Annotated in this window: 21 protein-coding genes; 11 read left to right on the top strand and 10 right to left on the bottom strand. The window is 70.4% G+C overall.

Annotated features, from left to right (window positions below; translation table 11 throughout):
• Nucleotides 1-146 precede the first annotated feature (146 nt).
• Nucleotides 147-1,055, top strand: a complete 909-nt coding sequence (locus CP975_RS18140; protein WP_055535956.1) for an endonuclease/exonuclease/phosphatase family protein — start codon at nt 147-149, stop codon at nt 1,053-1,055.
• Here CP975_RS18140 and CP975_RS18135 read toward each other — a convergent pair.
• Nucleotides 982-1,626, bottom strand: a complete 645-nt coding sequence (locus tag CP975_RS18135) for a TetR/AcrR family transcriptional regulator (RefSeq protein WP_150477111.1) — start codon at nt 1,624-1,626, stop codon at nt 982-984. The genes CP975_RS18140 and CP975_RS18135 overlap by 74 nt on opposite strands.
• Before the next feature lie 117 nt (nt 1,627-1,743).
• Here CP975_RS18135 and CP975_RS18130 point away from each other — a divergent pair, with 117 nt between their 5' ends.
• From CP975_RS18130 to CP975_RS18120, 3 genes are all read left to right on the top strand, one after another.
• Nucleotides 1,744-2,619: an NAD(P)-dependent oxidoreductase gene (locus tag CP975_RS18130; protein WP_055535954.1), complete on the top strand. Its 876-nt coding sequence runs from the start codon at nt 1,744-1,746 to the stop codon at nt 2,617-2,619.
• 217 nt (nt 2,620-2,836) lie between these two features.
• Nucleotides 2,837-3,538 (top strand): TetR/AcrR family transcriptional regulator, encoded by a 702-nt coding sequence (locus CP975_RS18125; protein WP_055535951.1) that lies wholly within the window; start codon nt 2,837-2,839, stop codon nt 3,536-3,538.
• 149 nt (nt 3,539-3,687) lie between these two features.
• On the top strand, nt 3,688-3,867 hold the full coding sequence (locus tag CP975_RS18120) for a hypothetical protein (RefSeq protein WP_030789072.1): 180 nt from the start codon (nt 3,688-3,690) through the stop codon (nt 3,865-3,867).
• Between the two features lie 167 nt (nt 3,868-4,034).
• Here CP975_RS18120 and aspS read toward each other — a convergent pair whose 3' ends face one another.
• The gene (gene aspS, locus CP975_RS18115) at nt 4,035-5,813 is read right to left on the bottom strand and encodes an aspartate--tRNA ligase (RefSeq protein WP_055535950.1); all 1,779 of its coding nucleotides are present in this window, start codon (nt 5,811-5,813) and stop codon (nt 4,035-4,037) included.
• 164 nt (nt 5,814-5,977) lie between these two features.
• Between aspS and CP975_RS18110 the strand changes: the two genes are divergently transcribed.
• The gene (locus CP975_RS18110) at nt 5,978-8,191 is read left to right on the top strand and encodes an ATP-binding SpoIIE family protein phosphatase (RefSeq protein WP_055535949.1); all 2,214 of its coding nucleotides are present in this window, start codon (nt 5,978-5,980) and stop codon (nt 8,189-8,191) included.
• A gap of 105 nt (nt 8,192-8,296) precedes the next feature.
• On the opposite strand, the gene CP975_RS18105 is transcribed toward CP975_RS18110, so the two are convergent.
• The 4 genes from CP975_RS18105 to CP975_RS18085 all read right to left on the bottom strand — a co-directional run bounded on the left by CP975_RS18105 (nt 8,297) and on the right by CP975_RS18085 (nt 12,795).
• A complete protein-coding gene (locus CP975_RS18105; protein ID WP_055535953.1) occupies nt 8,297-9,331 on the bottom strand; it encodes an AI-2E family transporter in 1,035 nt (344 codons plus the stop codon).
• A gap of 49 nt (nt 9,332-9,380) precedes the next feature.
• Complete coding sequence (locus CP975_RS18100; protein WP_055535948.1) at nt 9,381-10,337, bottom strand: pirin family protein; 957 nt, start codon at nt 10,335-10,337, stop codon at nt 9,381-9,383.
• Nucleotides 10,338-10,486: 149 nt separating this feature from the next.
• Nucleotides 10,487-11,734, bottom strand: coding sequence for a glycerophosphodiester phosphodiesterase family protein (locus tag CP975_RS18095; RefSeq protein ID WP_150477110.1), 1,248 nt, complete (start codon nt 11,732-11,734; stop codon nt 10,487-10,489).
• Nucleotides 11,735-12,303: 569 nt separating this feature from the next.
• On the bottom strand, nt 12,304-12,795 hold the full coding sequence (locus CP975_RS18085) for an SseB family protein (RefSeq protein ID WP_030794826.1): 492 nt from the start codon (nt 12,793-12,795) through the stop codon (nt 12,304-12,306).
• Between the two features lie 120 nt (nt 12,796-12,915).
• Here CP975_RS18085 and CP975_RS18080 point away from each other — a divergent pair, with 120 nt between their 5' ends.
• From CP975_RS18080 to CP975_RS18065, 4 genes are all read left to right on the top strand, one after another.
• Nucleotides 12,916-14,742, top strand: a complete 1,827-nt coding sequence (locus tag CP975_RS18080; RefSeq protein ID WP_030794821.1) for an acyl-CoA dehydrogenase — start codon at nt 12,916-12,918, stop codon at nt 14,740-14,742.
• A gap of 272 nt (nt 14,743-15,014) precedes the next feature.
• The gene (locus tag CP975_RS18075) at nt 15,015-16,313 is read left to right on the top strand and encodes a M18 family aminopeptidase (RefSeq protein ID WP_055527254.1); all 1,299 of its coding nucleotides are present in this window, start codon (nt 15,015-15,017) and stop codon (nt 16,311-16,313) included.
• 77 nt (nt 16,314-16,390) lie between these two features.
• Nucleotides 16,391-16,621 carry a hypothetical protein gene (locus tag CP975_RS18070; RefSeq protein WP_055527253.1) on the top strand — a complete coding sequence of 77 codons (231 nt, stop codon included), beginning with the start codon at nt 16,391-16,393 and terminating at the stop codon, nt 16,619-16,621.
• 66 nt (nt 16,622-16,687) lie between these two features.
• Entirely contained in the window at nt 16,688-17,185 is a 498-nt protein-coding gene (locus CP975_RS18065; RefSeq protein WP_055527251.1) for an LURP-one-related/scramblase family protein, read from the top strand.
• A 49-nt stretch (nt 17,186-17,234) separates the two neighbouring features.
• Here CP975_RS18065 and CP975_RS18060 read toward each other — a convergent pair whose 3' ends face one another.
• Nucleotides 17,235-18,044, bottom strand: a complete 810-nt coding sequence (locus CP975_RS18060; RefSeq protein ID WP_055527250.1) for a carbon-nitrogen family hydrolase — start codon at nt 18,042-18,044, stop codon at nt 17,235-17,237.
• A gap of 145 nt (nt 18,045-18,189) precedes the next feature.
• Here CP975_RS18060 and CP975_RS18055 point away from each other — a divergent pair, with 145 nt between their 5' ends.
• Nucleotides 18,190-19,014, top strand: coding sequence for a maleylpyruvate isomerase family mycothiol-dependent enzyme (locus CP975_RS18055; RefSeq protein WP_055527249.1), 825 nt, complete (start codon nt 18,190-18,192; stop codon nt 19,012-19,014).
• 12 nt (nt 19,015-19,026) lie between these two features.
• Here CP975_RS18055 and CP975_RS18050 read toward each other — a convergent pair whose 3' ends face one another.
• Nucleotides 19,027-20,292: an MFS transporter gene (locus tag CP975_RS18050; protein WP_246201798.1), complete on the bottom strand. Its 1,266-nt coding sequence runs from the start codon at nt 20,290-20,292 to the stop codon at nt 19,027-19,029.
• Nucleotides 20,293-20,399: 107 nt separating this feature from the next.
• Complete coding sequence (locus CP975_RS18045; protein ID WP_055527246.1) at nt 20,400-21,053, bottom strand: GntR family transcriptional regulator; 654 nt, start codon at nt 21,051-21,053, stop codon at nt 20,400-20,402.
• Nucleotides 21,054-21,239: 186 nt separating this feature from the next.
• Here CP975_RS18045 and CP975_RS18040 point away from each other — a divergent pair, with 186 nt between their 5' ends.
• On the top strand, nt 21,240-22,136 hold the full coding sequence (locus CP975_RS18040) for a D-alanyl-D-alanine carboxypeptidase family protein (RefSeq protein ID WP_055527244.1): 897 nt from the start codon (nt 21,240-21,242) through the stop codon (nt 22,134-22,136).
• A gap of 107 nt (nt 22,137-22,243) precedes the next feature.
• Here CP975_RS18040 and CP975_RS18035 read toward each other — a convergent pair whose 3' ends face one another.
• Nucleotides 22,244-23,629 (bottom strand): dihydrolipoamide acetyltransferase family protein, encoded by a 1,386-nt coding sequence (locus tag CP975_RS18035; protein ID WP_055527243.1) that lies wholly within the window; start codon nt 23,627-23,629, stop codon nt 22,244-22,246.
• Nucleotides 23,630-23,632: the final 3 nt, after the last annotated feature.

Genomic DNA, 23,632 nt, shown 5'->3' with positions numbered 1-23,632 from the left:
TACGGGCTTCACGCATCGCATAAAAGTCCCGGCGGAACCCCTTACTTGACGGGGCGCCGCCGGGACTTCTACGTATCGGTTCTCCGATCGGTGGGCCGGAGGAGGCCAGGGTGCGCAGAAGAGGCACGCGGTTGCTCGCGGGCGCCATGACCGTGACCTGCATGGTGCTCATCGGCCCCAGCGCGCCGGGCGACGTCTTCCTCAGCAGGTCGCTGCCCGCGGAGGCCGCCGAGGACATCGTGCCGAACCGGGTCATGACGTGGAACATCTGCAACCCCTGCGGCGCGGGCAACGCCGGCCGGGCGGCGGAGATCGCCAGGTACGCGCCCCAGGTCGTCGGCCTGCAAGAAGCCTGCGTACGGGACGTCGAGAAGATCCGCGACTATCTGAAGGGCCTGCACGGGCTGGACTACCACGTCGAGTACGGGACGGTCCTGCGCAACCGGGGTCGCTGCGGAGGATGGCCCTGGCGGCCGGGCGCGTTCGGCCAGGCGATCCTCTCGGCGGCACCGATGACGGACCGCGTGAACGTGGAGTACCCCGATGGCGGATCCGAGGACCGTGGCTACCTGGCCGTGACCACCGCGGTGGGCGGCAGGCCCACCCGCGTCTTCAACACCCACCTCGCCCAGCGGCGGCAGGAAGCGGTCCGGGCCGAGCAGACCGGCGTACTCGCCAAGGCGGTCGCCCGGCACGACCGGGCGATCGTTCTCGGCGACTTCAACGCCGTACCGCACACCCCCGAACTCACCGGCATGTGGTCACTGGCCGCGGACGCGGACCCCCACTGCCGCCCCTCGCCCACCGGCACCGGCCCCACGGGGAGCGGCGTCACCGGAACCGGCGTCTGCGAGACGACCACCGACTGGCACGCCAAGTTCGACTACGTCTTCCTGCGCGACTTCGTCCCGCTCAAGCACGGCGTGCGTCCCAGCCCGTACTCGGACCACCACCTGCTGCACACCGACCTGGCCCCCGCCCCTACACCCCGTACGTCCCGACGAGCCTCGCCAACTGCCGTCCGGCCGCCCGCAGGGGCTCCTCGCTCCGGCTGACCTGCGCGGTCACCTCCGCGCCCTCCAACGTACTGATCACGGTCGTCGCCAGCTCCCGCGCGTCCTCGGGGGCGATCCCCGCCGCGGCGAGCCGCTCCTCGACGATCCGCTCCCAGCCGCGCAGCGCCTTTGCGCAGACCCGCTGGATCTCGGAGTCCGTGCCGAGGGTCTCCAGGGCCGCGGCCGTGACCGGACAGCCGTCGACCCAGCCCGACTCCCGCAGCGCGACGGCGAGTTCGGCCGCGCACCGCTCGACGGACGCACCCGGACCACCCTCACCGGCCAGCCCTTCCCGCAGCAGGTCCGCGAACTCCTCGGCGCTGTACGCGAGGGCGGCCACGGCGACGGCTTCCTTGCCGCCGGGGAAGAAGTGGTAGACGGAGCCGAGCGTGGCGTCCGCCTCCTTGGCGATCTGCTTGATGCCCGTACCCACGTATCCCTGCCGCTGGATGAGGCGAGCGGCGACGACGACGATCCGCTCCCGAGTACCAGGAGTCGCACTCTTCCCCCCACTGCTCTTCCCCGCACTGCTCTTCTCTGCGCCGCTCTTGTCTGCACTGCTCTGGGTCATGACCCCACCCTACCCACTCCTAAGTAGAGCGTTCGTTCTAGAGCTGTGCTATGTTTTCCCCACCCTAAATAGAGCGCTCGTTCTAGTCACGAGAAACGTCACTTGGAGCTGAAGAACATGCCGCAGTCGTCACGTTCCGTCACCGTCATCGGCCTGGGCCCGATGGGCCAGGCCATGGCCGCCGCCTACCTCGGCCGGGGCTACCGCGTCACCCTCTGGAACCGCACACCCTCCCGCGCCGACGCGTTGGTGCGGGCCGGCGCGACACTGGCCGCGAGCCCCCAGCAGGCCCTGGCCGCATCCGACGTGACGGTCCTCAGCCTCACGGACCTCGACGCGATGTACGCGATCCTCGAACCCGCCAAGGCGGCGCTCGCGGGCCGCACCCTGGTGAACCTCAGCTCGGACACCCCGGAGAAGGCGCGGGCGGGCGCCCGCTGGGTGACGGAACTCGGCGGGACGCACCTCACCGGCGGCGTGCTGTGCCCGCCGCCCCTGATCGGCACGGCCGAGGTGTCGGCGTTCTACAGCGGCCCGCGCGAGGCGTACGACACCCATCGCGACGCCCTCGAAGTGATCACCGGCAAGACCGACTACCGGGGCGAGGACCCGGGCCTGGCCGCGCTGATGTACCAGCTGAACATGGCTATTTTCTGGCCATCGATGATCGCCTACTGGCAGACCGTGGCCCTGGCCGGCGCCCACGGCCTCACCGCCACCGACATCGCCCCCTACGTCACGGAGAACTTCGCGGGCATGGGCCACTTCGTCGACTTCTACGCCTCCCGCATCGACGCGGGCAACCACGAGGGCGACGTGGACCGCACCGCGATGGGCCTGGCCAGCATGGACCACGTCGTCCACACGGCGGCGGACGCGGGCACGGACACGGCGTTCCCGGAGGCGGTGCGGGACATCTTCCGCCGCGTGGTCGAGGCGGGCCACGGCTCGGACAGCTTCAGCAGGGCGGTCGAACTCCTGAAGAAGCGGTGACGCCACCCTCGAAAGGGTGATCGCAGTCAACTCATCGGATTTCCGCACCCGTCCCCGCTCAGCTTCCCCCCCCCATGGTCACCTCACACCACGAGGCCTCCCACGTCGGCCTGGGGGCAACGGCGTAGCAAGCCCCCCGCGCCGACGGTGTACGCACGATGCGTACACCGTGCGCTACGATGGCGGGACGAACCCGTGGACGTACGAGGAGGCCCCTGTGCCCGCTGAGCAGAAGTCCGAGATCGCCTCGGTGTGGACCCGGCCGCGCCGGCAGCGCGAGCAGCTGAGCCGGGAGCAGATCGTGGGCGAGGCCGTGCGGCTGCTCGACGCCGACGGGCTCGAAGCGCTCAGCATGCGCAAGCTCGGCACCCGTCTCGACGCGGGCGCCACCTCCCTCTACCGCCACGTCGCCAACAAGGACGAGCTGATCGAGCTGGTCGTCGACGAGGTCTACGGCGAGCTGGCGGTGCCCGCCGCCACCGGCCCCGCCGACTGGCGCGACGCGGCCGCCCGCAGCGCCTACAGCCTTCGCGCGATGATCCTGCGCCACCCCTGGGTCGCCTCCGTGCTCGGCCAGGTCGGCCTCATCCACCTCGGGCCGAACGTGACGAGGATGTCGGAGCGGATGGCCGCCGTGTACGGGGCGGCCGGCTTCCCCGCCGAGGAGACCGAGCAGGCGCTGAGCACCGTCATCTCGTACGTCATCGGCATGGCCACCAGCGAAGCCGCCTATCTGTCGCTGATCGCCCGCAGCGGCAGGACCGAACGCGAGTTCGCCGCGAGCCTCCGGGGCTCGGAGCAGGGGAGCGGGGAGCGGGAGCCGGGGGACGAAGACCCGGCCAGGGCCCGTGAGGAGACCTTCGACTACGGCCTCCAGCGCGTCCTCGACGGACTCGGCGTGCGGCTCACGGCGATCTGAGCGCCGCCTCGCGGCCAACTCGGCGCGGTCCAGGGCGAACTGAGTACGGCTCACCGTGCGCTGAGCGCTTGCTCACGGTGAGCTAAGTCATGCGCGGTCATGGCTTAATTTGACGCCGCCTTCACACTCGCCTACGTAAGCTTCACTACATGGCCACGACTCCCTCCCCCGACCGGCGGCGCACCGCCGACGAGGTCAACGAGGAGATCCGTGCGCTGTGGCTGGGCGCCGGCGGACGCCTGAGGCCCGACGAGCGACGGGTGTACGAACAACTCGTCACCGAATGGGCCGAAGCGGAAGCCAACTCCTCCCCCACACACGCCGCGTGATCTGAAAACTCCTCAGCAGAAGCGCCCCATCAGGGGCGGCCCCGTCAGGGGCGCGGGGAACTGCGCGACCAGCCACACCGCACCGGCACTCGAAGACGAACCAGCAGAAGTAGACGCACAAGAAAAGGCCCCGGAACCAATCAGGTTCCGGGGCCTTAAAACAACCGCTACTGCGCCGCAGGCTTCGGCGCCGCAGGCTTCCGCAGCGAGATGTTCAGCTCCCGCAGACGCGACTCGTCCAGCTCGGTCGGCGCCCCCATCATCAAGTCCTGCGCGTTGCCGTTGAGCGGGAAGGCGATCGTCTCGCGGATGTTCGGCTCGTCGGCCAGGAGCATCACGATGCGGTCGACGCCCGGCGCGATGCCACCGTGCGGCGGGGCGCCGAGGCGGAACGCGCGCAGCATGCCGGCGAACTCGTGCTCCACGGTCTCCGCGTCGTAACCCGCGATCTCGAAGGCCTTCAGCATGACCTCGGGCTCGTGGTTCCGGATGGCGCCGGAGGACAGCTCGATGCCGTTGCAGACGATGTCGTACTGCCAGGCGAGGATATCGAGCGGGTCCTTCTCCTCCAGGTCCTTCATGCCGCCCTGCGGCATCGAGAAGGGGTTGTGGGAGAAGTCGATCTTGCCCGTCTCCTCGTCCCTCTCGTACATCGGGAAGTCGACGATCCAGCAGAACCGGAAGACGCCGTCCTCAAAGTGCCCGGCACGCTTCGCGGCCTCCACGCGCACCGCCGACATGATCTTCGAGACCTCGTCGAACTCGCCCGCGCCGAAGAACACCGCGTGACCGGCCTCAAGGCCGAGGCGCTTGGTCAGCTCCGCCACGTTCGCCTCGGTCAGGAACTTGGCGATCGGGCCCGTCAGCGAACCGTCCTCGGCGACACGCACCCAGGCCAGGCCCTTGGCGCCCTGCTCGACGGCGTAGTCACCGAGGCCGTCGAAGAACTTGCGGGACTGCGAGGCCGTGTCCGGCACCGGCAGCGCGCGCACGTGCTTGCCCGCGAAGGCCTTGAAGTCGGAGCCCTCGAAGATGTCCGTGATGTCGTGCAGTTCGAGCTTGGCGCGCAGGTCCGGCTTGTCGTTGCCGTACTTCAGCATCGACTCGCGGAACGGGATGCGCGGGAAGGGAGACGTCACCTCGCGGCCGTTTCCGAACTCCGTGAACAGCTCCGTCATCAGCTTCTCGATGGGCTGGAAGACGTCTTCCTGCTCCACGAAGCTCATCTCGACGTCGAGCTGGTAGAACTCGCCGGGCGAGCGGTCCGCGCGCGCGTCCTCGTCGCGGAAGCACGGCGCGATCTGGAAGTAGCGGTCGAAGCCCGAGATCATCAGCAGCTGCTTGAACTGCTGCGGGGCCTGCGGCAGGGCGTAGAACTTGCCCGGGTTCAGGCGGGAGGGGACGACGAAGTCACGGGCGCCCTCGGGGGAGGTCGCGGTGAGGATCGGCGTCGCCATCTCGTTGAAGCCGAGGGCCACCATCTTGGAGCGGATCGAGGCGATCACGGCCGAGCGCAGCATGATGTTGCGGTGCATGCGCTCGCGGCGCAGGTCCAGGAAGCGGTACTCCAGGCGCCGCTCCTCGTTCACCCCGTCCTCGGCGTTGATCGTGAAGGGCAGCGGGCCCGCCGCGCCGAGCACCTCGACCTCGGCGGCCTCGATCTCGATCTCGCCGGTCGGCAGCTCCGGGTTCACGTTCTCCGCGCCGCGCGAGACGACCTTGCCGTCGACGCGCACGACCGTCTCCTTGGAGAGCTTGTCGAGCGTCTCGGCGGCGGGCGTGCCCGGGCGGGCCACCAGCTGCGTGATGCCGTAGTGATCGCGGAGATCGATGAAGAGAATGCCGCCCAGGTCTCGGCGATTGTGCAGCCAGCCGCTCAGCCGGACGTCGGTGCCGACGTCAGAGGCGCGGAGCTCGCCGCAGGTGTGGGACCTGTACCGATGCATCGTCGTTCATCCAGTCTTCGCGAATAGGGGAGAGAGCAGACCCTCCAAGGCTACCGTCCGGGCGAAGATCGCTTTCCGGATATCCGCCGCGGCCACCCCGTTCAGAGGCCCGTGGCGCCGGGGCTCGGTGGCGGCGGGCCCGTACATCTTCCTAAAGTGGGTCAATGCGCACCGACGATCCCCCCTCGCAGGTGGGGAACGATCCCCTCTCGAAGGTGGGGGACGAGTCCCTGCCTCCCGTAGGGGATGTCCTGGCCGCCATCGCGACGGGCCTGTGGCGGTGGGACAACGCGTCCGGGACCGTCACGCTCGACGCCGAGGCGGCCCGGCTCCTCGGTCTGCCCGCGCGCGCCCAGACCCTCACGGAGGCGGCCGTGCGCTCCCGCTTCCACCCGGTCGACTGGAACGAGATCTACGGAACCGTCCAGCTCGCCGTCGCCGAGGGCACCCTCGCCGAGGCCCGGCTGCGGATCATGGACGACACGGGGCGCCGGGTGCTGCGTACCGTACGCAGCCGCTCCAAGCCCGTGCTGCACGACGCGACCGAGGCGTACGAGCTGATCGGCACCCTGCAAGAGGTGTCCGAGCCCACGCCGGGCACCGCCGCCCGCACCCCCGTCACGGGCGACTGGCGGCGCTCCCGCGAGGCGTTCCTGCTGGACGCCGGGCGGGCGCTGGCCGAGGCTCGGTCGACGGAAGAGGTGCTGCGGGTCGCCGCGGGGCTCTCCATGCCGGGGTTCTCGCCGGACGGGCTCGCCGTCTTCGGCGTGGCGGGCGACCGGCTCTCGATCATCGGGCACCACGGCCACCAGCCGGGCGACGACGGCCCCTTCTCCGCGATGCCGCTGGACACCGACTACCCGGCCGCCGAGGTGGTGCGCACCGGCCGCGCCGTCTACCTCTCCTCCCCGGAGGACTACCGCCGCCGCTATCCGGCGGCCTGGCCGCTGGCGCGGCGCTTCGAGCGGCAGTCGTGGGCGTTCCTGCCGCTGACCGTCGCGGGCCGCACGATGGGCGCCTGGATGGCCGCGTTCACCTACCCGGTGTCCTTCACCCCCGACGAGCGTTCCGTCCTGACGACGGTCGCCCGGATGCTGGCGCAGGCCCTCTCGCGGGCCGGGGTCGCGGAATCCGAGCGGGAGCTGACCGAGGGCCTCCAGCGGTCGATGCTGCCGATGCTCGGACCGCGGATCCCGGGGATGAGCGTGGCGGCCCGCTATGTGCCGACCGGCGGCGGCCTCCAGGTCGGCGGCGACTGGTACGACATGATCCCGCTGCCCAACGGCCGCATCGCCTTCGTGATCGGCGACGTCCAGGGGCACGACGTGCGCGCGGCGGGCCTGATGGGTCAGCTGCGGATCGCCCTGCGCGCGTACGCCTCCGAGGGGCACCGCCCGGACGCGGTGCTGTCGCGGGCGACACGTTTCCTCGCGGGGATCACGGAGTCCATCACCTACGGTTCGAGCGGCAGCGGCGCCGACGAGTCCACGGTCTACGACCCGCGCTTCGCGACCTGCCTGTACGTCGAGGCCGACCCGGCGACCGGCGTACTGGAGCTGGCCCGCGCCGGCCACCCCGAACCCGCGATACGCACGAGTGACGGAACGGTTCTGCAACGGCCCACGGCGGGCGGTCTTCCGCTGGGCATCGACCCGGACGCGGACTATCCGACGACCCGCCTCGTCCTTGAGCCGGGCGAGACCATGCTGATCTGCACCGACGGCCTGATCGAGACCGGCGGCCACGACCTGGACAGCGGCTGGGCGCGGATCAGGTCGACCCTGGAGGGGTATCTGGGCGAGGACGAGGAGGACGGCCTCGAACTCCTCGCCGACCGGCTCGTGCAGACCGTGCACGGGCCCACCTCGCACTACACCACCGGCCCGCTCGCCGACCGCCGCGAGGACGACGTGGCGGTGCTGCTGCTGAGCAGGACGAGCCGCCCCGAGCAGCGCACGGACGCCCGCCGCACGGTCCTCACGGTCGCGCAGGCGGAGCCGGAGCGCGTCGCGGGAGCCCGCCGCCACCTGCGGGAGCTGCTGCACGACTGGGCGGACGACGACCAGGTCGACTCGGCGGTCCTGATGGTCTCGGAGATGCTCACCAACGTCCTCGTGCACACGGACGGGGACGCCCTGCTGGTCGCCGAGGTCACCGGCGAGCCGGGCGCGCGCCGGCTGCGTGCCGAGGTCGCGGACGGCAGCGACGACCTGCCGCACAAGCGCCAGCCGGGCGAACTGGCCTCCTCCGGGCGCGGCCTCGTCCTGATGGAGCTGCTCGCCGGGGCGTGGGGCGTGGATCCGCGCGGGGACGGCAAGAGCATCTGGTTCGAGCTTTATGAGGACGCGGGGGTCTTTGGCGGTGAGGCGGGGGAGTGAGTACCGGGGCAGCGGCGGGGGGCCGATAACGCGCGGGTTGTCGTTGGCTGGTCGCGCAGTTGCCCGCGCCCCTTCGGGGCGCTATTCGGGGCGCTGCTCGGGGCGCTACGCCGTGGCGGAGTAGCGGGAGCGCAGTTCCGCGACGATGCCGAAGGCCGCCGCCGTCAGCGGTACCGCGAGCAGCATGCCGATGATGCCCGCGACGGACGCGCCCGCCGTGATGGTCAGCATCACCACGGCCGGGTGCATCTGCACCGTCCGGCTCTGGATCACCGGCTGGAGGACGTGCCCCTCCAGGACCTGCACGGCGAGGACCACCCCGAGCGCCCACAGCGCGATGACGAAGCCGCGGTCCGCGAGGGCGACGAGGACGGCGATCGCGCCGGACAGGAACGCCCCCAGGTACGGGATGTAGGCGCCGACGAAGACGAGCGCGCCGAGGCCCACCGCCCCCGGCACATCGAGGATCAGCAGCCCGACGGTGATGCAGAGGGCGTCGATGAAGGCGATGATCGTCGTGCCCCGCATGAAGCCCTCGATGGCGCCGAAGGCCCGGTGCGCCATGGCCTCCACGACATCGGCGGAGTCCCCCGGCGCGAGCGAGCGCAGCGAGGCCATCGCCTTGCCGGAGTCCCGCAGGAAGAAGAAGACCAGCAGGAGTGCGAGTACGGCCATGGCGATGACCTCGCCGACGACGCTGAGCCCGCTGAGCACTCCCGAGGCCGCGGTCCCGCCGAACTTGCCGAGCAGCTCCTTGGCGTTCGACGCCAGGTCGTCGAGCGAGGTGCCGGCGGCCCCGAAGTACTTGGCGAGGTCGGTCGCCGCGGTCCTCAGGGAGGCGATGATCTGGTCGCCCGTGTCGATCAGGGCCTTGGCCACGATGTAGGTGACCCCGCCGACCACGGCGACGACCGCCGCGCAGGTCAGCCCGGCGGCCAGCGACCGCTGCACCCGCATCCTGAGCAGCCGCCTGTACAGCGGCCCGAGGAGCGCGGTCCCGAGGAGGGCGAGCAGGACCGGCGTCACGGCCGTCTGGAAGGTGACGCACAGCCAGACGCCGACGGCGGCCACACCCACGACGAGCAGCACCACCGCGCACCAGGCGGCGAGGCGCCGGACGGGTTCGGGGAGGAGGGTCAGCACCCTCCCACCCGAGCACGCCGCCCGGCGCCGCGCACGTTATGTACGGCTACATGCCGTGCACGGCCGGGACCGTGCCGAGCAACCCCTTCTGGAAGTCCTCGAAGGCCTGCCGCAGCTCGGCCTGACTGTTCATCACGAACGGGCCGTAGTGCGCCATCGGCTCACGGATCGGCCGCCCGCCGAGGAGTACGACCTCCAGGTCGGGGGCGTGCGCGTCCTGCCGTTCGTCCGCGCGGACGGTCAGCGAGGACCCGGCGCCGAAGACCGCGGTCTGCCCGCTGTGCACGGGGCGGCGCTCGGCACCGACCGTGCCGCGCCCGGAGAGGACGTACGCGAGTCCGTTGAAGTCCGCCTGCCAGGGCAGCGTCACCTCGGCGCCGGGCCGCACGGTCGCGTGGATCATCGTGATCGGCGTGTGCGTGATGCCCGGCCCCTCGTGGCCGTCCAGGTCACCGGCGATGACGCGGAGCAGCGCGCCGCCGTCGGGGGAGGCGAGCAGCTGGACCTGGCCGCCGCGGATGTCCTGGTAGCGGGGGTCCATCATCTTGTCCTTGGCGGGCAGGTTCACCCACAGCTGGAGGCCGTGGAAGAGGCCGCCGGACATGACGAGCTGCTCCGGCGGCGCCTCGATGTGCAGCAGCCCGGAGCCCGCCGTCATCCACTGGGTGTCGCCGTTGCGGATGGTGCCGCCACCGCCGTTGGAGTCCTGGTGGACGAAGGTGCCGTCGATCAGGTACGTGACCGTCTCGAAGCCGCGGTGCGGGTGCCACGGAGTGCCCTTCGGCTCGCCGGCCTCCCACTCCACCTCACCCATCTGATCCATCATGATGAACGGGTCGAGGTACTTGTAGTTGATCCCCGCGAAGGCCCGGCGCACCGGGAAGCCCTCGCCCTCGAAGCCGCTCGGCGCGGTGGTCACAGCGAGCACGGGGCGCGCCACGGCATCGGCCGGGGCCACCACTCGGGGCAGGGTCAGCGGGTTCTCGACGGTCACTGCGGGCATGGTCGGGACCTCCTTGTGCGCTCACTTTAGTTGAACGTAGAACTTTCTGCCACTTGAACGAACGAAACCCGGAGGACATTCCCTCCGGGTCTCTCCGGTGCTGCGCGCGTGGCTGGTTCTGTCCCGTGCTCTTCCGGTCCGGTCCCCGGTTACGGCCCGACCGGCTCCAGCTGGAGGTAATCGAGGTTCCAGTTCTGGAACGCGCCCGCGTCCAGGGAGACGCGTACGGTGTGGCGCCCGCGCGTGAGGCGGCGCGGGTCGCGGCTGTCCTGGAGCGCGAAGGCGTAGTGGGCCGTGGTGTTGGCGACGTGCACGGGCCTGCCGGGCGGGCCGCCGTCGTAGGCGATCCGATAGGTCCCCGCGGACGCGTACGGGGACGACGCCCGCGCCTTGAGCGTGTAGCTGCCGTCCTTCGGTACGTCCACTCCGTAGGTGATCCACTCCGAGCCGCGCATCCAGCACACCACCACCGCGCCGTCGTGGTCGCACACGTCGACGTGGTCGCCGCGCCGCCCCGGCCCGTCACCCCGGTTCCCCGCATCGGTGTCGTGGTAGGAGACGCCCGCGCCGCCGGGGGCGTAGTTCTCCGCCTGGACGCGTACCGCACCGGGCGGCACCGCGTCCGCGACACCCTTGGCCAGGTAGGACTCCAGCGCCTCGACGTTGTCGGTCTGGATGAGCGTCGCCTGGAAGCCGGCGATGAGCGCCGCCCACCCGCGGGCGGGGTCGATGAGGGAGGCCTCGTCGGTGAACTTGGCGGCGTAGTCGTTCCGCATGGTGTTGAACCACACCCGGCCCGTCGCCCGCAGCCCCCGGAGGAAGACGGGCTGGGCCACCTTGTCGCGCACGTCGTCGAAGACGACCTCGAAGGCGGGCGGCCGGTTCCTCCCGAACTCCTCGACGGATGCCGCGTTGGTGTCGTCCACCAGGTGCATGTACAGCGCGCCCCGGTGACGGTCGAGGAACGCCCGCACCTCGGGCACCGGAGCGGGAGACTTGAAGAGGCCGTTGCGCACGGTGCCGGTCTCCTCAAGCACCCGCCAGACGGCCTCGCGGTCCTTCCACGCCTGGTCGAGATTGACCAGACCGAGCGTGCGGGCGGTCTGTATGGCCTCGGCGAGCGTGGGGATCCGTTCGCCGGTGAGCGGCGCCTGGCGACCGCCCAGGCCCGCGCGAAGGCGCAGGCCGCGCAGCTGGGCGTGGGTGAGGTCGGCGACGCGGCCGGTGCCGTCCGTGGTGCGGTCCACGGTCGCGTCGTGCATCAGGACGGGCACCTTGTCCCTGGTCAGCCGGACGTCCACCTCAACGATCTCGGCCCCGTCCGCGAAGCCCGCGCGGATCGCGGCGAGACTGTTCTCGGGCGCCTTGCGCCACTGCCCCCGGTGGGCGGCGGTCATAACCCGGGCCGCCGGCCCACGGTCGAGGAAGTCGCGGTGGGCACGGTCGGCGGGACTTTCGGCTCGCTGCTCAGCGCCGGGCAAACGGGCGGGAGGCACATCCGCCACCCTCCCGCTCAGCTGCTCAGCGCCGGGCAAACGGCCCGGGTCGGGAGGCACACCCGCCACCCGCCCACCCAGCTGCTCAGCGCGGGGCAACCGGGTGGGTGGGTGGGAGACATCCGCCGCGAAGCGGCGGGCCAGGGCGGGGTCGGCCGGGACTCCGGGGGCCGCAGGCGCGGGGGCCACAGGCGCGGGGGCCGCAGGCGCAGGAGCCGCAGGCGCAGGAGCCGCAGGCGCAGGAGGCGGGGGAGGCCCCGCCCACGTAACCGGCACAGCGCAGAGCATCGTCACGCATAGGAGGACACCGACCGCGACGGGCCGCCAGGAGATCAGGGACGCGGGCATAGCCGGAGACATCCCGCGTCCGCCGCCGCCCCGAACGCGCCCCGCTCCCCGTTCACCTGACGGGGCGGCACCTGCCGTACCCCGTCCGGCCCCCGAAGGTCAGCCGGCCGGGCGCGCCGCACTCACCCGTACATGCGCCGCATCGCGAAGTCGACCATCTGCTCCACGGCCTTCGCGTCGAAGACCATCCGGTGCTCGCCCTCCATGTCCAGGACGAAGCCGTATCCCGTCGGCAGGAGATCGATGACCTCCGCGCCGGTGATCACGAAGTACTTCGAGTCCTTGCCCGCGTACCGCCGCAGCTCCTTGAGGGAGGTGAACATCGGGATGACGGGCTGCTGGGTGTTGTGCAGCGCGAGGAAGCCGGGGTTGTCGCCGCGGGGGCAGTAGACCTTCGAGGCCGCGAAGATCTGCTGGAAGTCCTCGGCGGACATCGATCCGGTCGTGAAGGCCCGCACCGCGTCCGCCAGGGACGGGGGCGAGGGCTCGGGGTAGAGCGGAGGCTGCTGGCCGTACCCACCGCCGGGCATGCCCGACATCTGCTGCGGCGGTGGCTGCGCCCCCGGCGGTGCGTACTGCTGCTGAGCGCCGGGGTTCTGGTCATAGCCGTACATGGGTGGAAGCCTACTGAGTCACAGATGGGCGGCTAGGGGTTGCATCTTATTACCGACGGGTAGCATCATCGTAGCTACTTGCTGGTATTCCATCCCTTTCCTGCTTACGGAGCCTTCGCCATGGGCCACTACAAGTCGAATCTCCGCGACATCGAGTTCAACCTCTTCGAGGTGCTCGGCCGCGACAAGCTGTACGGCACCGGCCCGTTCGCGGAGATGGACGTCGACACCGCCAAGAGCATCCTCGACGAGCTGCGCCGCCTCGCCGAGAACGAGCTGGCCGAGTCCTTCACGGACGCCGACCGCAACCCCCCGGTCTTCGACCCGGAGACCAACACCGCGCCCGTCCCGGCGTCCTTCAAGAAGAGCTACCAGGCCTTCATGGACTCCGAGTACTGGCGCCTCGGCCTGCCCGAGGAGATCGGCGGCACGACCTCCCCGCGCTCCCTGATCTGGGCGTACGCGGAGCTGCTGCTCGGCGCCAACCCGGCCGTCTGGATGTACTCCTCGGGCCCGGCGTTCGCCGGCATCCTCTTCGAGGAGGGCAACGAGGCGCAGAAGAAGGTCGCGCAGATCGCCGTGGACAAGCAGTGGGGCTCCACGATGGTCCTCACCGAGCCGGACGCCGGTTCGGACGTCGGCGCCGGTCGCACGAAGGCGGTCCAGCAGGAGGACGGCTCCTGGCACATCGAGGGCGTGAAGCGCTTCATCACGTCCGGTGAGCACGACATGTCGGAGAACATCCTCCACTACGTCCTCGCCCGCCCCGAGGGTGCGGGTCCCGGCACCAAGGGCCTCTCCCTCTTCCTGGTCCCGAAGTACAACTTCGACTGGGAGACCGGCGAGCTGGGCGAGCGCAACGGCGTCTACGCCACGAACGTCGAGCACAAGATGGGCCTCAAGGCCTCCAACACGTGCGAGATGACCTTCGGCGACCAGCACCCCGCCAAGGGCTGGCTGATCGGCGACAAGCACGACGGCATCCGCCAGATGTTCATGATCATCGAGTTCGCGCGCATGATGGTCGGCACGAAGGCCATCGCCACGCTCTCGACGGGCTACCTGAACGCCCTGGAGTACGCCAAGGAGCGCGTCCAGGGTCCGGACCTCGCCCAGTTCATGGACAAGACGGCGCCGAAGGTGACGATCACCCACCACCCGGACGTGCGCCGCTCGCTCATGACGCAGAAGGCGTACGCCGAGGGCATGCGCGCGCTCGTGCTGCACACCGCGGCCGTCCAGGACGAGATCCAGGTCAAGGAGGCGGCGGGCGAGGACGCGTCGCAGCTGCACGCGCTCAACGACCTGCTCCTGCCGATCGTGAAGGGCTACGGCTCGGAGAAGTCGTACGAGCTGCTGGCGCAGTCGCTCCAGACGTTCGGCGGCTCGGGGTACCTCCAGGAGTACCCGATCGAGCAGTACATCCGTGACGCGAAGATCGACACCCTGTACGAGGGCACGACCGCGATCCAGGGCCAGGACTACTTCTTCCGGAAGATCGTCCGCAACCAGGGCGCGGCGCTGAACGGCCTCGCCGAGGAGATCAAGAAGTTCCTGGCGGTCGGCACGGGCGGCGAGACGCTGGCCGCCGCCCGCGAGGAGCTGGCCAAGGCCGCGGTTGAGCTGGAGGCCATCGTCGGCGTCATGCTGACGGACCTCGCGGCGACGGAGCAGGACGTGAAGTCCATCTACAAGGTGGGCCTCAACACGACGCGCCTCCTGATGGCCTCGGGCGACGTGGTCGTCGGCTACCTGCTGCTCCGTGGTGCCGCGGTCGCCGCCGAGAAGCTGGAGACGGCCTCGGCGAAGGACAAGCCGTTCTACGAGGGCAAGATCGCGGCGGCCAAGTTCTTCGCGACGACGGTCCTGCCGGGCGTAGCGGCCGAGCGGAAGCTCGCCGAGGGCGTGGAGCTGTCCATCATGGAACTGGACGAGGCGGCGTTCTGACCCCGCCCACCTCACGCACAACGCAGTGGCCCGCCCCCCTCGGGGGCGGGCCACCCGCGCATCTGCCACCCCGGGGGCCCCGCCCCCTTCCTCACCCGGCGACCGCGGGACCTGAGGCAGGCCCCAGGCCGAGCGGCTCACCCCGCAGCTGATGCGGGGCGTACGGGCGGGTGGGAGGTATCCGTCGCGAAGCGGCGGGACAGGGAACAGCCGCCCCCGCACCGGAAGAACCGCCCCGCAGAAAAGCAACCGCTCTGGCTAGGCTGGCAGCCATGCGCACACCCTCCGGCCCCTTCGACCGCGGCCACACCGAAGACCTCATGTCCTTCCTCGCGGCGAGCCCCTCGCCGTACCACGCCGTGGCGAGCGCCGCCGAGCGGCTGGAGAAGGCCGGCTTCCGGCAGGTCGAGGAGACCGACGCCTGGGACGGGACGACCGGCGGCAAGTACGTGCTGAGGGGCGGCGCCATCGTCGCCTGGTACGTCCCGGAGAGCGCCTCCCCGCACACCCCCTTCCGGATCGTCGGCGCCCACACCGACTCCCCCAACCTCCGCGTGAAGCCGCAGCCCGACGCCGGCGCCCACGGGTGGCGCCAGGTCGCGGTCGAGATCTACGGCGGCCCCCTGCTCAACTCCTGGCTCGACAGGGACCTCGGCCTCGCCGGCCGCCTCTCGCTGCGCGACGGCACCTCGCGGCTCGTGAACATCGACCGGCCGCTGCTGCGCGTGCCCCAACTGGCCATCCACATGGACCGGAACGTGCCCACCGACGGGCTCAAGCTCGACAAGCAGAAGCACATGCAGCCCATTTGGGGCCTGGGCGACGACGTCGACGAGGGCGACCTCATCCGCTTCCTGGAGGAGGAGACCGGCCTCGCCGAGGGAGAGGTCACCGGCTGGGACCTCATGACGTACTCCGTGGAGCCGCCCGCGTACCTGGGCCGCGACCGCGAGCTGGTCGCGGGCCCCCGCATGGACAACCTCCTGTCCGTGCACGCCGCGACGGCCGCCCTCACCGCCGTGGCGGCCGGGGACGACCTCCCCTACATCCCCGTACTCGCCGCCTTCGACCACGAGGAGAACGGCTCGCAGTCCGACACCGGCGCCGACGGCCCGCTGCTCGGCAGCGTCCTCGAACGGTCCGTGTTCGCGCGCGGCGGCTCGTACGAGGACCGGGCCCGCGCCTTCGCCGGCACCGTCTGCCTCTCCTCCGACACCGGCCACGCCGTGCACCCCAACTACGCGGAGCGGCACGACCCGACGCACCACCCCCGTGCCAACGGCGGCCCGATCCTCAAGGTCAACGTCAACAACCGCTACGCCACGGACGGCGCCGGACGCTCGGTCTTCGCCGCCGCGTGCGAGAAGGCGGGCGTGCCCTTCCAGTCGTTCGTCTCCAACAACGCGATGCCGTGCGGCACGACCATCGGCCCCATCACCGCGGCCCGGCACGGCATCAAGACGGTCGACATCGGCGTCGCGATCCTGTCCATGCACAGCGTGCGCGAGCTGTGCGGCGCGGACGACCCGTACCTGCTGGCCAACGCGCTCGTGGCGTTCCTGGAGGGCTGAGCGGCCGCATCCCGTGTGGTGGTGGCTGAGCCGGGTACACGGTGCTGCGCAGACACGACCACAGGGAGGCGGTCCATATGGGCCTGGGCGGATGCATCATCCTCATCGCCGTGGGCGCCATTCTCACGTTCGCGACCGACTGGAAGATGGAAGGCTTGAACGTCACCGTCGCCGGTCTCGTCATGATGGCGGTGGGTCTCATAGGTGTCGCCGCGTTCACCAGCATCGCGCGGCGCAGGCGGGCGGTGGTGCCACCGGCCGCGCAGACGACGGTCGTCGACCCCGACCAGGAGCGCAGGGGTTACTGACCCCCCGAGGGGTGACACGGTCGGGCCGCGTCCGGTCCGTGCCGGTTTCGGGGTAGTGATGGCGGCATGAAACTACTCGTACGCGACCGGCTGCTCGGCATCGGCGACGACTACTGGATCGAGGACGACCGGGGCCGCAAGGTCTTCTTCGTCGACGGCAAGGCGATGCGGCTGCGCGACACCTTCGAGCTGAAGGACATGCAGGGCAGGGTCCTCGTCGACATCCACGCCAAGATGCTCGCCCTGCGCGACACGATGGTCATCGAGCGGGAGGGACAGGCGCTCGCCACCGTCAAGCGCAAGCGCCTGTCCCTGCTGCGCAACCACTACCGCGTCGCGCTCGTCGACGGCACCGAGCTGGACGTCAGCGGCAAGATCCTCGACCGTGAGTTCGCCATCGAGTACGACGGTGAACTGCTCGCCGACATCTCGCGCCGCTGGTTCAGCGTGCGCGACGCGTACGGCCTGCACGTCGTGCGCGAGGACGCCGACCCGGCGCTGCTGCTCGCCGTCACGGTCTGCGTCATCCGCCTCGCCGAGAAGGAGCGGGAGGACCACGACTGAGTCCAGGGGCGAGGGCGCGGGGAGCCGCGCGACCAGCACCGGCCGCGACTCAGGCCCGCGGCGGCGGAGCCTGCCCCAGGAGGCGGTCCTTCAGCGCGGGAAACTGCTCGCGCGTCGCCGCCACCTTCGCGGGGTCGAGGTCGACGGTCAGGACCTCCTCGCCGTCACCCGCCTCCGCGAGAACCTCGCCCCACGGGTCGACGACGACACTGTGCCCGGCCTGCGGGACGCCCGCGTGCGTACCGCCGGTGCCGCACGCGAGGACGTACACCTGGTCCTCGACCGCCCGCGCCCGGGCGAGCAGCCGCCAGTGCTCACGCCGCCGTTCGGGCCACCCGGCGGGCACCACGAACATCTCGGCGCCCGCGTCGACGAGTCCCCGGAACAGCTCGGGGAAGCGCAGGTCGTAGCAGGTGGCGAGGCCGAGGGTGGTGGCCGGCGTCCGTACCGTCACGAGCTGCGAGCCCGCCGCCATCAGTACCGCCTCGCCCTTGTCGAAGCCGAAGCGGTGGATCTTCCGGTAGGCGGCGGCGAGTTCGCCTTCGGGGGAGAAGACGAGCGAGGTGTTGTAGAGCGCGCCGTCGGACGCGGCGCGCTCGGGGACCGATCCGGCGTGCAGCCACACGCCCGCGTCGCTCGCGGCCTTGGCCATCGCCTCGTACGTGGGCCCTTCGAGCGGCTCCGCCTCCTCGGCGAAGGACTCGTAGGCGAAGGCGCCCGTGGTCCACAGCTCGGGGAGGACGACCAGGTCCGAACCGTCCCGCGCGCTCACCTCACGTACCAGTGAAGCAACCCGCGACCGACGGGAATTGACCGGCTCGCCCTCGTCTACAGCGATCTGGATGAGGGAGGCGCGCACACTACCACCGTCCTGGCATTCGATCCGTCGGCACCGTCAAGTACAGCCTACGATCGTCACACGAAAGCACTGCCGGGGTGCCTGCGGGCAGCGTAACTTAACGTCTCAGACACCCACCGCCCGCGTACGACCGTCGAGGGGTCCCGTGAGTCTCCATCCCAGCCTGCAAACCTACGCCGATGCCTGGACCCACTCCGTGGAAGCGATATCCGAGCTGGTCACGCCGCTCGCCGAGGGTGAGTGGAACTGGGCGACGCCCTGCCCCGGGTGGTCCGTGCGCGACATCGTCTCCCACGTCATCGGCCTCGACTGCGAGATGCTGGGCGATCCGCGCCCGATCCACACGCTGCCCCGCGATCTGTACCACGTGAAGACCGAGAGCCAGCGGTACATGGAGATGCAGGTCGACGTGCGGCGCCACCACACCGCACCGGAGATGACCTCCGAGCTGGAGTACACGATCATCCGCCGCTCCCGGCAGCTGCGGAACGAGTCACGGGACCCGAGCACCAAGATCCGCGGCCCGCTCGGCTCCGAGCAGACCCTCGAACTGGCCATGCGGATGCGGGCGTTCGATGTGTGGGTGCACGAGCAGGACCTGCGTACGACGCTGCGGAAGCCCGGCAACCTCGACTCCGCCGGTGCCTACGTCGTCCGGGACCTCCTCCTGCAAGGCCTCGCGAAGGTCGTGGCCAAGGAGGCGGGCGCGCCGGCGAACTCGGCGGTCGTCTTCGACGTGAGCGGCCCCGTGGAGTTCCTGCGCACGGTGCGCGTGGACGCCGAGGGCAGGGGCACGGTGGACAACGCGCCCTCGCTGGGCCCGCTCGCCACGATCGCCCTCGACTGGGAGACGTACTTCAGGCTGGCCTGCGGCCGCGTGACGTACCCGGCCGTCGCCGACCGGATCAAGGCTGAGGGCGACCAGGACCTCGCGGAGGCGATCCTGCGCAACTTCGCGGTGACGCCGTAGCGGCGGGGCGGTTCAGGCAGGGACGTGGACAGCCTCGACCCGGGAGGCCACCAGCCGCTCCCGCTCCCGGCGGACCGCCCGGGACCCCAGCCGCAGAATCTGGCAGAGCCCCACCGCTTCGAGCACGAACACCGCCGAGAACGCCACGCGATAGTTCTGGCCGGTCGCGTCGAGGAGCAGGCCGATCGCGAGCAGCGTCGTCATGGAGGCGACGAAGCCGCCCATGTTGGTGATGCCGGAGGCCGTGCCCTGGCGCTCCGGCGGGTTGGCGGGCCGCGCGAAGTCGAAGCCGATCATCGAGGCGGGCCCGCAGGCGCCGAGCACGGCGCACAGGACGACCAGCAGCCACATCGGGGCGTGCTCCCCGGGGAAGGCGAGCGTGGCCGCCCAGGCCGCGGCCGTCGCCCCGATCGTGCCGAGCGCCAGCGGGAGGCGCGCGGCGTGGTGCCGGGCGACGAGCTGGCCGTAGACCAGGCCGACGACCATGTTGGACAGCACGACGAGCGTCAGCAGCTCACCCGCGGTCGCCCGGGACAGGCCCTGCGCCTCGACGAGGAACGGCAGGCCCCACAGCAGCAGGAACACCATCGCGGGGAACTGCGTGGTGAAGTGCACCCACATCCCGAGCCGGGTGCCGGGCTCCCGCCAGGACAGGGCGATCTGCTCGCGGACGAAGGCCACGCCGGCGCGGCCGGCCGGCTCCGGTTCATGGCCCTCCGGGTGGTCCTTCAGGAAGAGCGTCATCAGGACGAGGACGACGACACCGCACAGCGCGCTGCCCGCGAAGGCGGCGGTCCAGCCGACGGAGTGCAGCAGCCGGGCCAGGACGAGGGTGGAGACGAGGTTGCCCGCCATGCCGACGAGCCCCGCGAGCTGGGCGACGAGCGGGCCGCGCCGGGCCGGGAACCAGCGGGTGCCGAGCCGCAGCACGCTGATGAAGGTCAGCGCGTCCCCGCAGCCGAGCAGGGCGCGGGAGGCGAGCGCCATCGCGTACGAGGGTGAGAAGGCGAAGCCGAGCTGTCCGACCGTGAACAGCACGACGCCGATGGTCAGCACCTTCTTGGTGCCGAGCCGGTCGACCATCAGGCCGACGGGTATCTGCATCCCCGCGTACACGAGCAACTGGAGTATGGAGAAAGTCGAAAGGGCGGACGCGTTGACGTGAAACCGGTCGGCGGCGTCGAGCCCGGCGACACCGAGAGAGGTCCGGAAAATGACGGCGACGAAATAGACGGCGACCCCGATGGACCAGACGATCACGGCCTTCCTGCCGCCAATGGGGTCTCCCCCAGCTCCTTCAGAGCTTGGGGAAGGATCACCGGGAAGGGAAAAGGGGTCGGAAGGAGAACCCGGAAAGCCCGGAGAACCCGGAGAGCCTGGAGAACTCACCGCACCTCACCCCGGGCCAGGTTCTGGAACCACCCGACATGCCGGGTCACCACGGAGACCGCCACCTCGGCGTCGCCGCACCGCAACGCCGCGAGAATCTCCTCGTGCTCGGAGAGCGTCTTGGCGATCCGGTCGGGATGCGAATGCATCACCGCCACGCCCATCCTCAACTGCCGGTCCCGCAACTGGTCGTAGAGCCGCGAGAGAATCTCGTTCCCCCCGCTGCGCACGATCTCCGCGTGAAAGCAGCGGTCGGTGACCGCCGCCCCGGCGAGATCCCCCGCCGCGGCCTGCTCCCGCTGCCGGGAGAGCAGTCCCTCCAACCGCTCCACGAGCCCCGTCGGCGCCGGCACGGCCTTGCGCACCGCGTGCGTCTCGACGAGCAGCCGCGTCTCGACGACGTCCGTGATCTCCTGCGCGGAGACGGGCAGCACGAGCGCCCCCTTCTTGGGGTAGAGCCGCAGCAGCCCCTCCACCTCAAGCTTCAGCAGCGCCTCCCGTACGGGCGTGCGGGAGACCCCCACGGCCTCGGCCAGCTCACCCTCGGTGAGGAGCGTGCCGCCCTCGTAGCGGCGCTCCAGGACGGCCCGCTTCACATACGCGTAGACGCGCTCCGCGGCGGGGGGCTGCTTGATGGCGATGACTGACATGCGCACAGCATAGATACAACACGTATACGCGGGAATCCCCGGTCCACATGGCGGAAACTCGACGCTTTGAAGGCCGCACGGGTATTTCCCGGGTCATCCGGCACATCCATTCACGTCTCCCGCTCGTCTTACGTAAGAGCGGCCCCTCCATGTGGCCGCAATCCAGGGGCATTTGGAGCAGAGAACTTGAATACCGGCATTAAGGGCGTACGTCGCGTATCAGCCGTTACCATCACCGCGAGCGCGATACTGGCCGGCGGCGCCCTCACCACCCCGGCCCACGCGGCCGCACCGCCGAAGCCGTCCATCGCCGCCAAGGGCGGCTATGTGATGAACAACGGCACGGGCAAGAGCCTGTTCACCAAGTCCGCCGACACCCGCCGGTCCACAGGGTCCACGACGAAGATCATGACGGCGCGCGTGGTCCTCGGCCAGCGGAACCTCAACCTGGATTCCAAGGTCACGGTCCAGAAGGCGTACAGCGACTACATCGTCGCCAACAACTACGCCTCCTCCGCCCGCCTGATCGTCGGCGACAAGGTCACCGTCCGCCAGCTGCTGTACGGGCTGATGCTGCCCTCCGGCTGCGACGCCGCGTACGCACTCGCGGACAAGTTCGGCAAGGGCTCGACCCGTTCGGCCCGCGTGAAGAACTTCATCGGCCAGATGAACTCCACCGCCAGGTCCCTCGGCCTGACGAACACGCACTTCGACTCGTTCGACGGCATCGGGCACGGCCAGAACTACTCGACGCCGCGGGACCTGACGAAGCTCGCCAGCAACGCGATGAAGTACTCCACGTTCCGCACGGTCGTGAAGACGAAGGAGACCAAGCAGAAGGTCACCACGCGGTCCGGTGGCTACCGCTACATGCCGTGGAAGAACACCAACCCCCTCCTCGGCTCCTACCGCGGAGCGATCGGTGTGAAGACGGGCTCCGGCCCCGAGGCGAAGTTCTGCCTCGTCTTCGCCGCGACCCGTAACGGCAAGACGCTCGTCGGCACGGTCCTGACCTCCACCTCGGCGGCCAACCGCGCCGCGGACGCCAAGAAGATGCTGGACTACGGCTTCAAGGTCGCCTGACGCTCAGCAGCAGCCGTACGTACGTGCGTGCGTGCGTAGGTGAAGGAGGGGCCCGCCGCGTTGTCGCGGCGGGCCCCTCCTTCATGTCGTTCACCTACCTGCGGGCATTACGCCCAGGTCAGCAACCGCTTCGGCCGCTCCAGAATGGCCGCCACGTCGGCGAGCACCTTGGAGCCCAGCTCCCCGTCCACCAGGCGGTGGTCGAAGGAGAGCGCGAGCGTCGTCACCTGGCGCGGCTTGACCTTGCCCTTGTGGACCCACGGCTGAAGCTTGATCGATCCGACCGCGAGGATCGCGGACTCGCCGGGGTTCAGGATCGGCGTGCCCGTGTCGACGCCGAAGACGCCGACGTTCGTGATCGTGACCGTGCCGCCCTGCATGGCGCCGGGCGACGTCTTGCCCGCGCGGGCCGTGGTCACCAACTCGCCGAGTGCCTCGGCCAGTTCGGGCAGGGTCTTGGCGTGCGCGTCCTTGATGTTCGGCACGATCAGACCGCGCGGGGTGGCCGCGGCGATGCCGAGGTTCACATAGTGCTTCTGGACGATCTCCTGATTCGCCTCGTCCCAGGCGGCGTTGACCTCGGGATTCCGCTTGATCGCGACCAGCAGGGCCTTGGAGATGAGCAGCAGCGGATTGACCCGCAGCCCCTCGAAAGCCCTGTCCTGCTTCAACTCCTCGACCAGCTTCATCGTCCGCGTCACGTCGACCGTCACGAACTCGGTGACGTGCGGCGCGGTGAACGCCGAGCCGACCATCGCCTGCGCGGTCGCCTTCCGGACGCCCTTGACGGGGACGCGGGTCTCCCTGGCATCCGCGCCGGCCGCGGGAGCGGACGCGGCCACCGGAGCGGGTGCCTCCACCGCCTGAGGCGCCTGTGGCGCGGGCTCGGCGGCGGCCGGGGCCACCGCCGCGTGCACGTCCTCACGCGTGATGATCCCGTCGGGCCCGGACGGGGTGACCGTCGCGAGGTCCACGCCGAGGTCCTTGGCGAGCTTGCGGACGGGCGGCTTGGCGAGCGGCCGGACGCCGTGGCCGTTGAGCCCGCCCTGCCCCTGTGCCGCCGGCTCCGGCGCCGCGACAGGGGCGTCCACCGATTCGGCCCTCCGAGCCCGGCGCTTCGTCGAGGACTCGGCGACCCCGTACCCCACGAGCACGGGCTGGCGCCCCTGCGGCTCGGCGGGCTCGGGCTCGGTCACCGGCTCGGGCGCCGTCGAGGCACCAGCACCCGCCCCACCCGACACGTCCACCGAGATGATCACCTGGCCGACGTCGACCGTGGTGCCCTCGGGGAAGCGCAGCTCACTCACGACGCCGTTGAACGGAATGGGGAGTTCGACCGCGGCCTTGGCCGTCTCGACCTCGCACACGACCTGCCCGTCTGTGACGGTGTCACCGGGCGCCACGTACCACTTGAGGATCTCGGCCTCGGTGAGCCCTTCGCCCACGTCGGGCATCTTGAACTCGGCAAGAGCGGTGTCTGTCATCGTCGTCACGAC

This window comes from Streptomyces alboniger (assembly GCF_008704395.1).
In the GTDB taxonomy this organism is placed as follows: Bacteria; Actinomycetota; Actinomycetes; order Streptomycetales; family Streptomycetaceae; genus Streptomyces; species Streptomyces alboniger.
The sequence above is the reverse complement of the archived record's forward strand: the minus strand, read 5'-3'. Positions and strand labels throughout refer to the sequence as shown.

Excerpts from the sequence above, each read along its gene's own strand:
- CP975_RS18095 (WP_150477110.1), bottom strand. The coding sequence starts at position 11,734 with ATGACCGCCGCCCACCGGGGGCAGTGGCGCAAGGCGCCCGAGAACAGT.
- CP975_RS18100 (WP_055535948.1), bottom strand. The coding sequence starts at position 10,337 with ATGCCCGCAGTGACCGTCGAGAACCCGCTGACCCTGCCCCGAGTGGTG.
- CP975_RS18065 (WP_055527251.1), top strand. The coding sequence starts at position 16,688 with ATGAAACTACTCGTACGCGACCGGCTGCTCGGCATCGGCGACGACTAC.
- CP975_RS18110 (WP_055535949.1), top strand. The coding sequence starts at position 5,978 with ATGCGCACCGACGATCCCCCCTCGCAGGTGGGGAACGATCCCCTCTCG.
- CP975_RS18075 (WP_055527254.1), top strand. The coding sequence starts at position 15,015 with ATGCGCACACCCTCCGGCCCCTTCGACCGCGGCCACACCGAAGACCTC.
- aspS (WP_055535950.1), bottom strand. The coding sequence starts at position 5,813 with ATGCATCGGTACAGGTCCCACACCTGCGGCGAGCTCCGCGCCTCTGAC.
- CP975_RS18120 (WP_030789072.1), top strand. The coding sequence starts at position 3,688 with ATGGCCACGACTCCCTCCCCCGACCGGCGGCGCACCGCCGACGAGGTC.
- CP975_RS18080 (WP_030794821.1), top strand. The coding sequence starts at position 12,916 with ATGGGCCACTACAAGTCGAATCTCCGCGACATCGAGTTCAACCTCTTC.
- CP975_RS18135 (WP_150477111.1), bottom strand. The coding sequence starts at position 1,626 with ATGACCCAGAGCAGTGCAGACAAGAGCGGCGCAGAGAAGAGCAGTGCG.
- CP975_RS18070 (WP_055527253.1), top strand. The coding sequence starts at position 16,391 with ATGGGCCTGGGCGGATGCATCATCCTCATCGCCGTGGGCGCCATTCTC.
- CP975_RS18045 (WP_055527246.1), bottom strand. The coding sequence starts at position 21,053 with ATGTCAGTCATCGCCATCAAGCAGCCCCCCGCCGCGGAGCGCGTCTAC.
- CP975_RS18140 (WP_055535956.1), top strand. The coding sequence starts at position 147 with ATGACCGTGACCTGCATGGTGCTCATCGGCCCCAGCGCGCCGGGCGAC.
- CP975_RS18130 (WP_055535954.1), top strand. The coding sequence starts at position 1,744 with ATGCCGCAGTCGTCACGTTCCGTCACCGTCATCGGCCTGGGCCCGATG.
- CP975_RS18085 (WP_030794826.1), bottom strand. The coding sequence starts at position 12,795 with ATGTACGGCTATGACCAGAACCCCGGCGCTCAGCAGCAGTACGCACCG.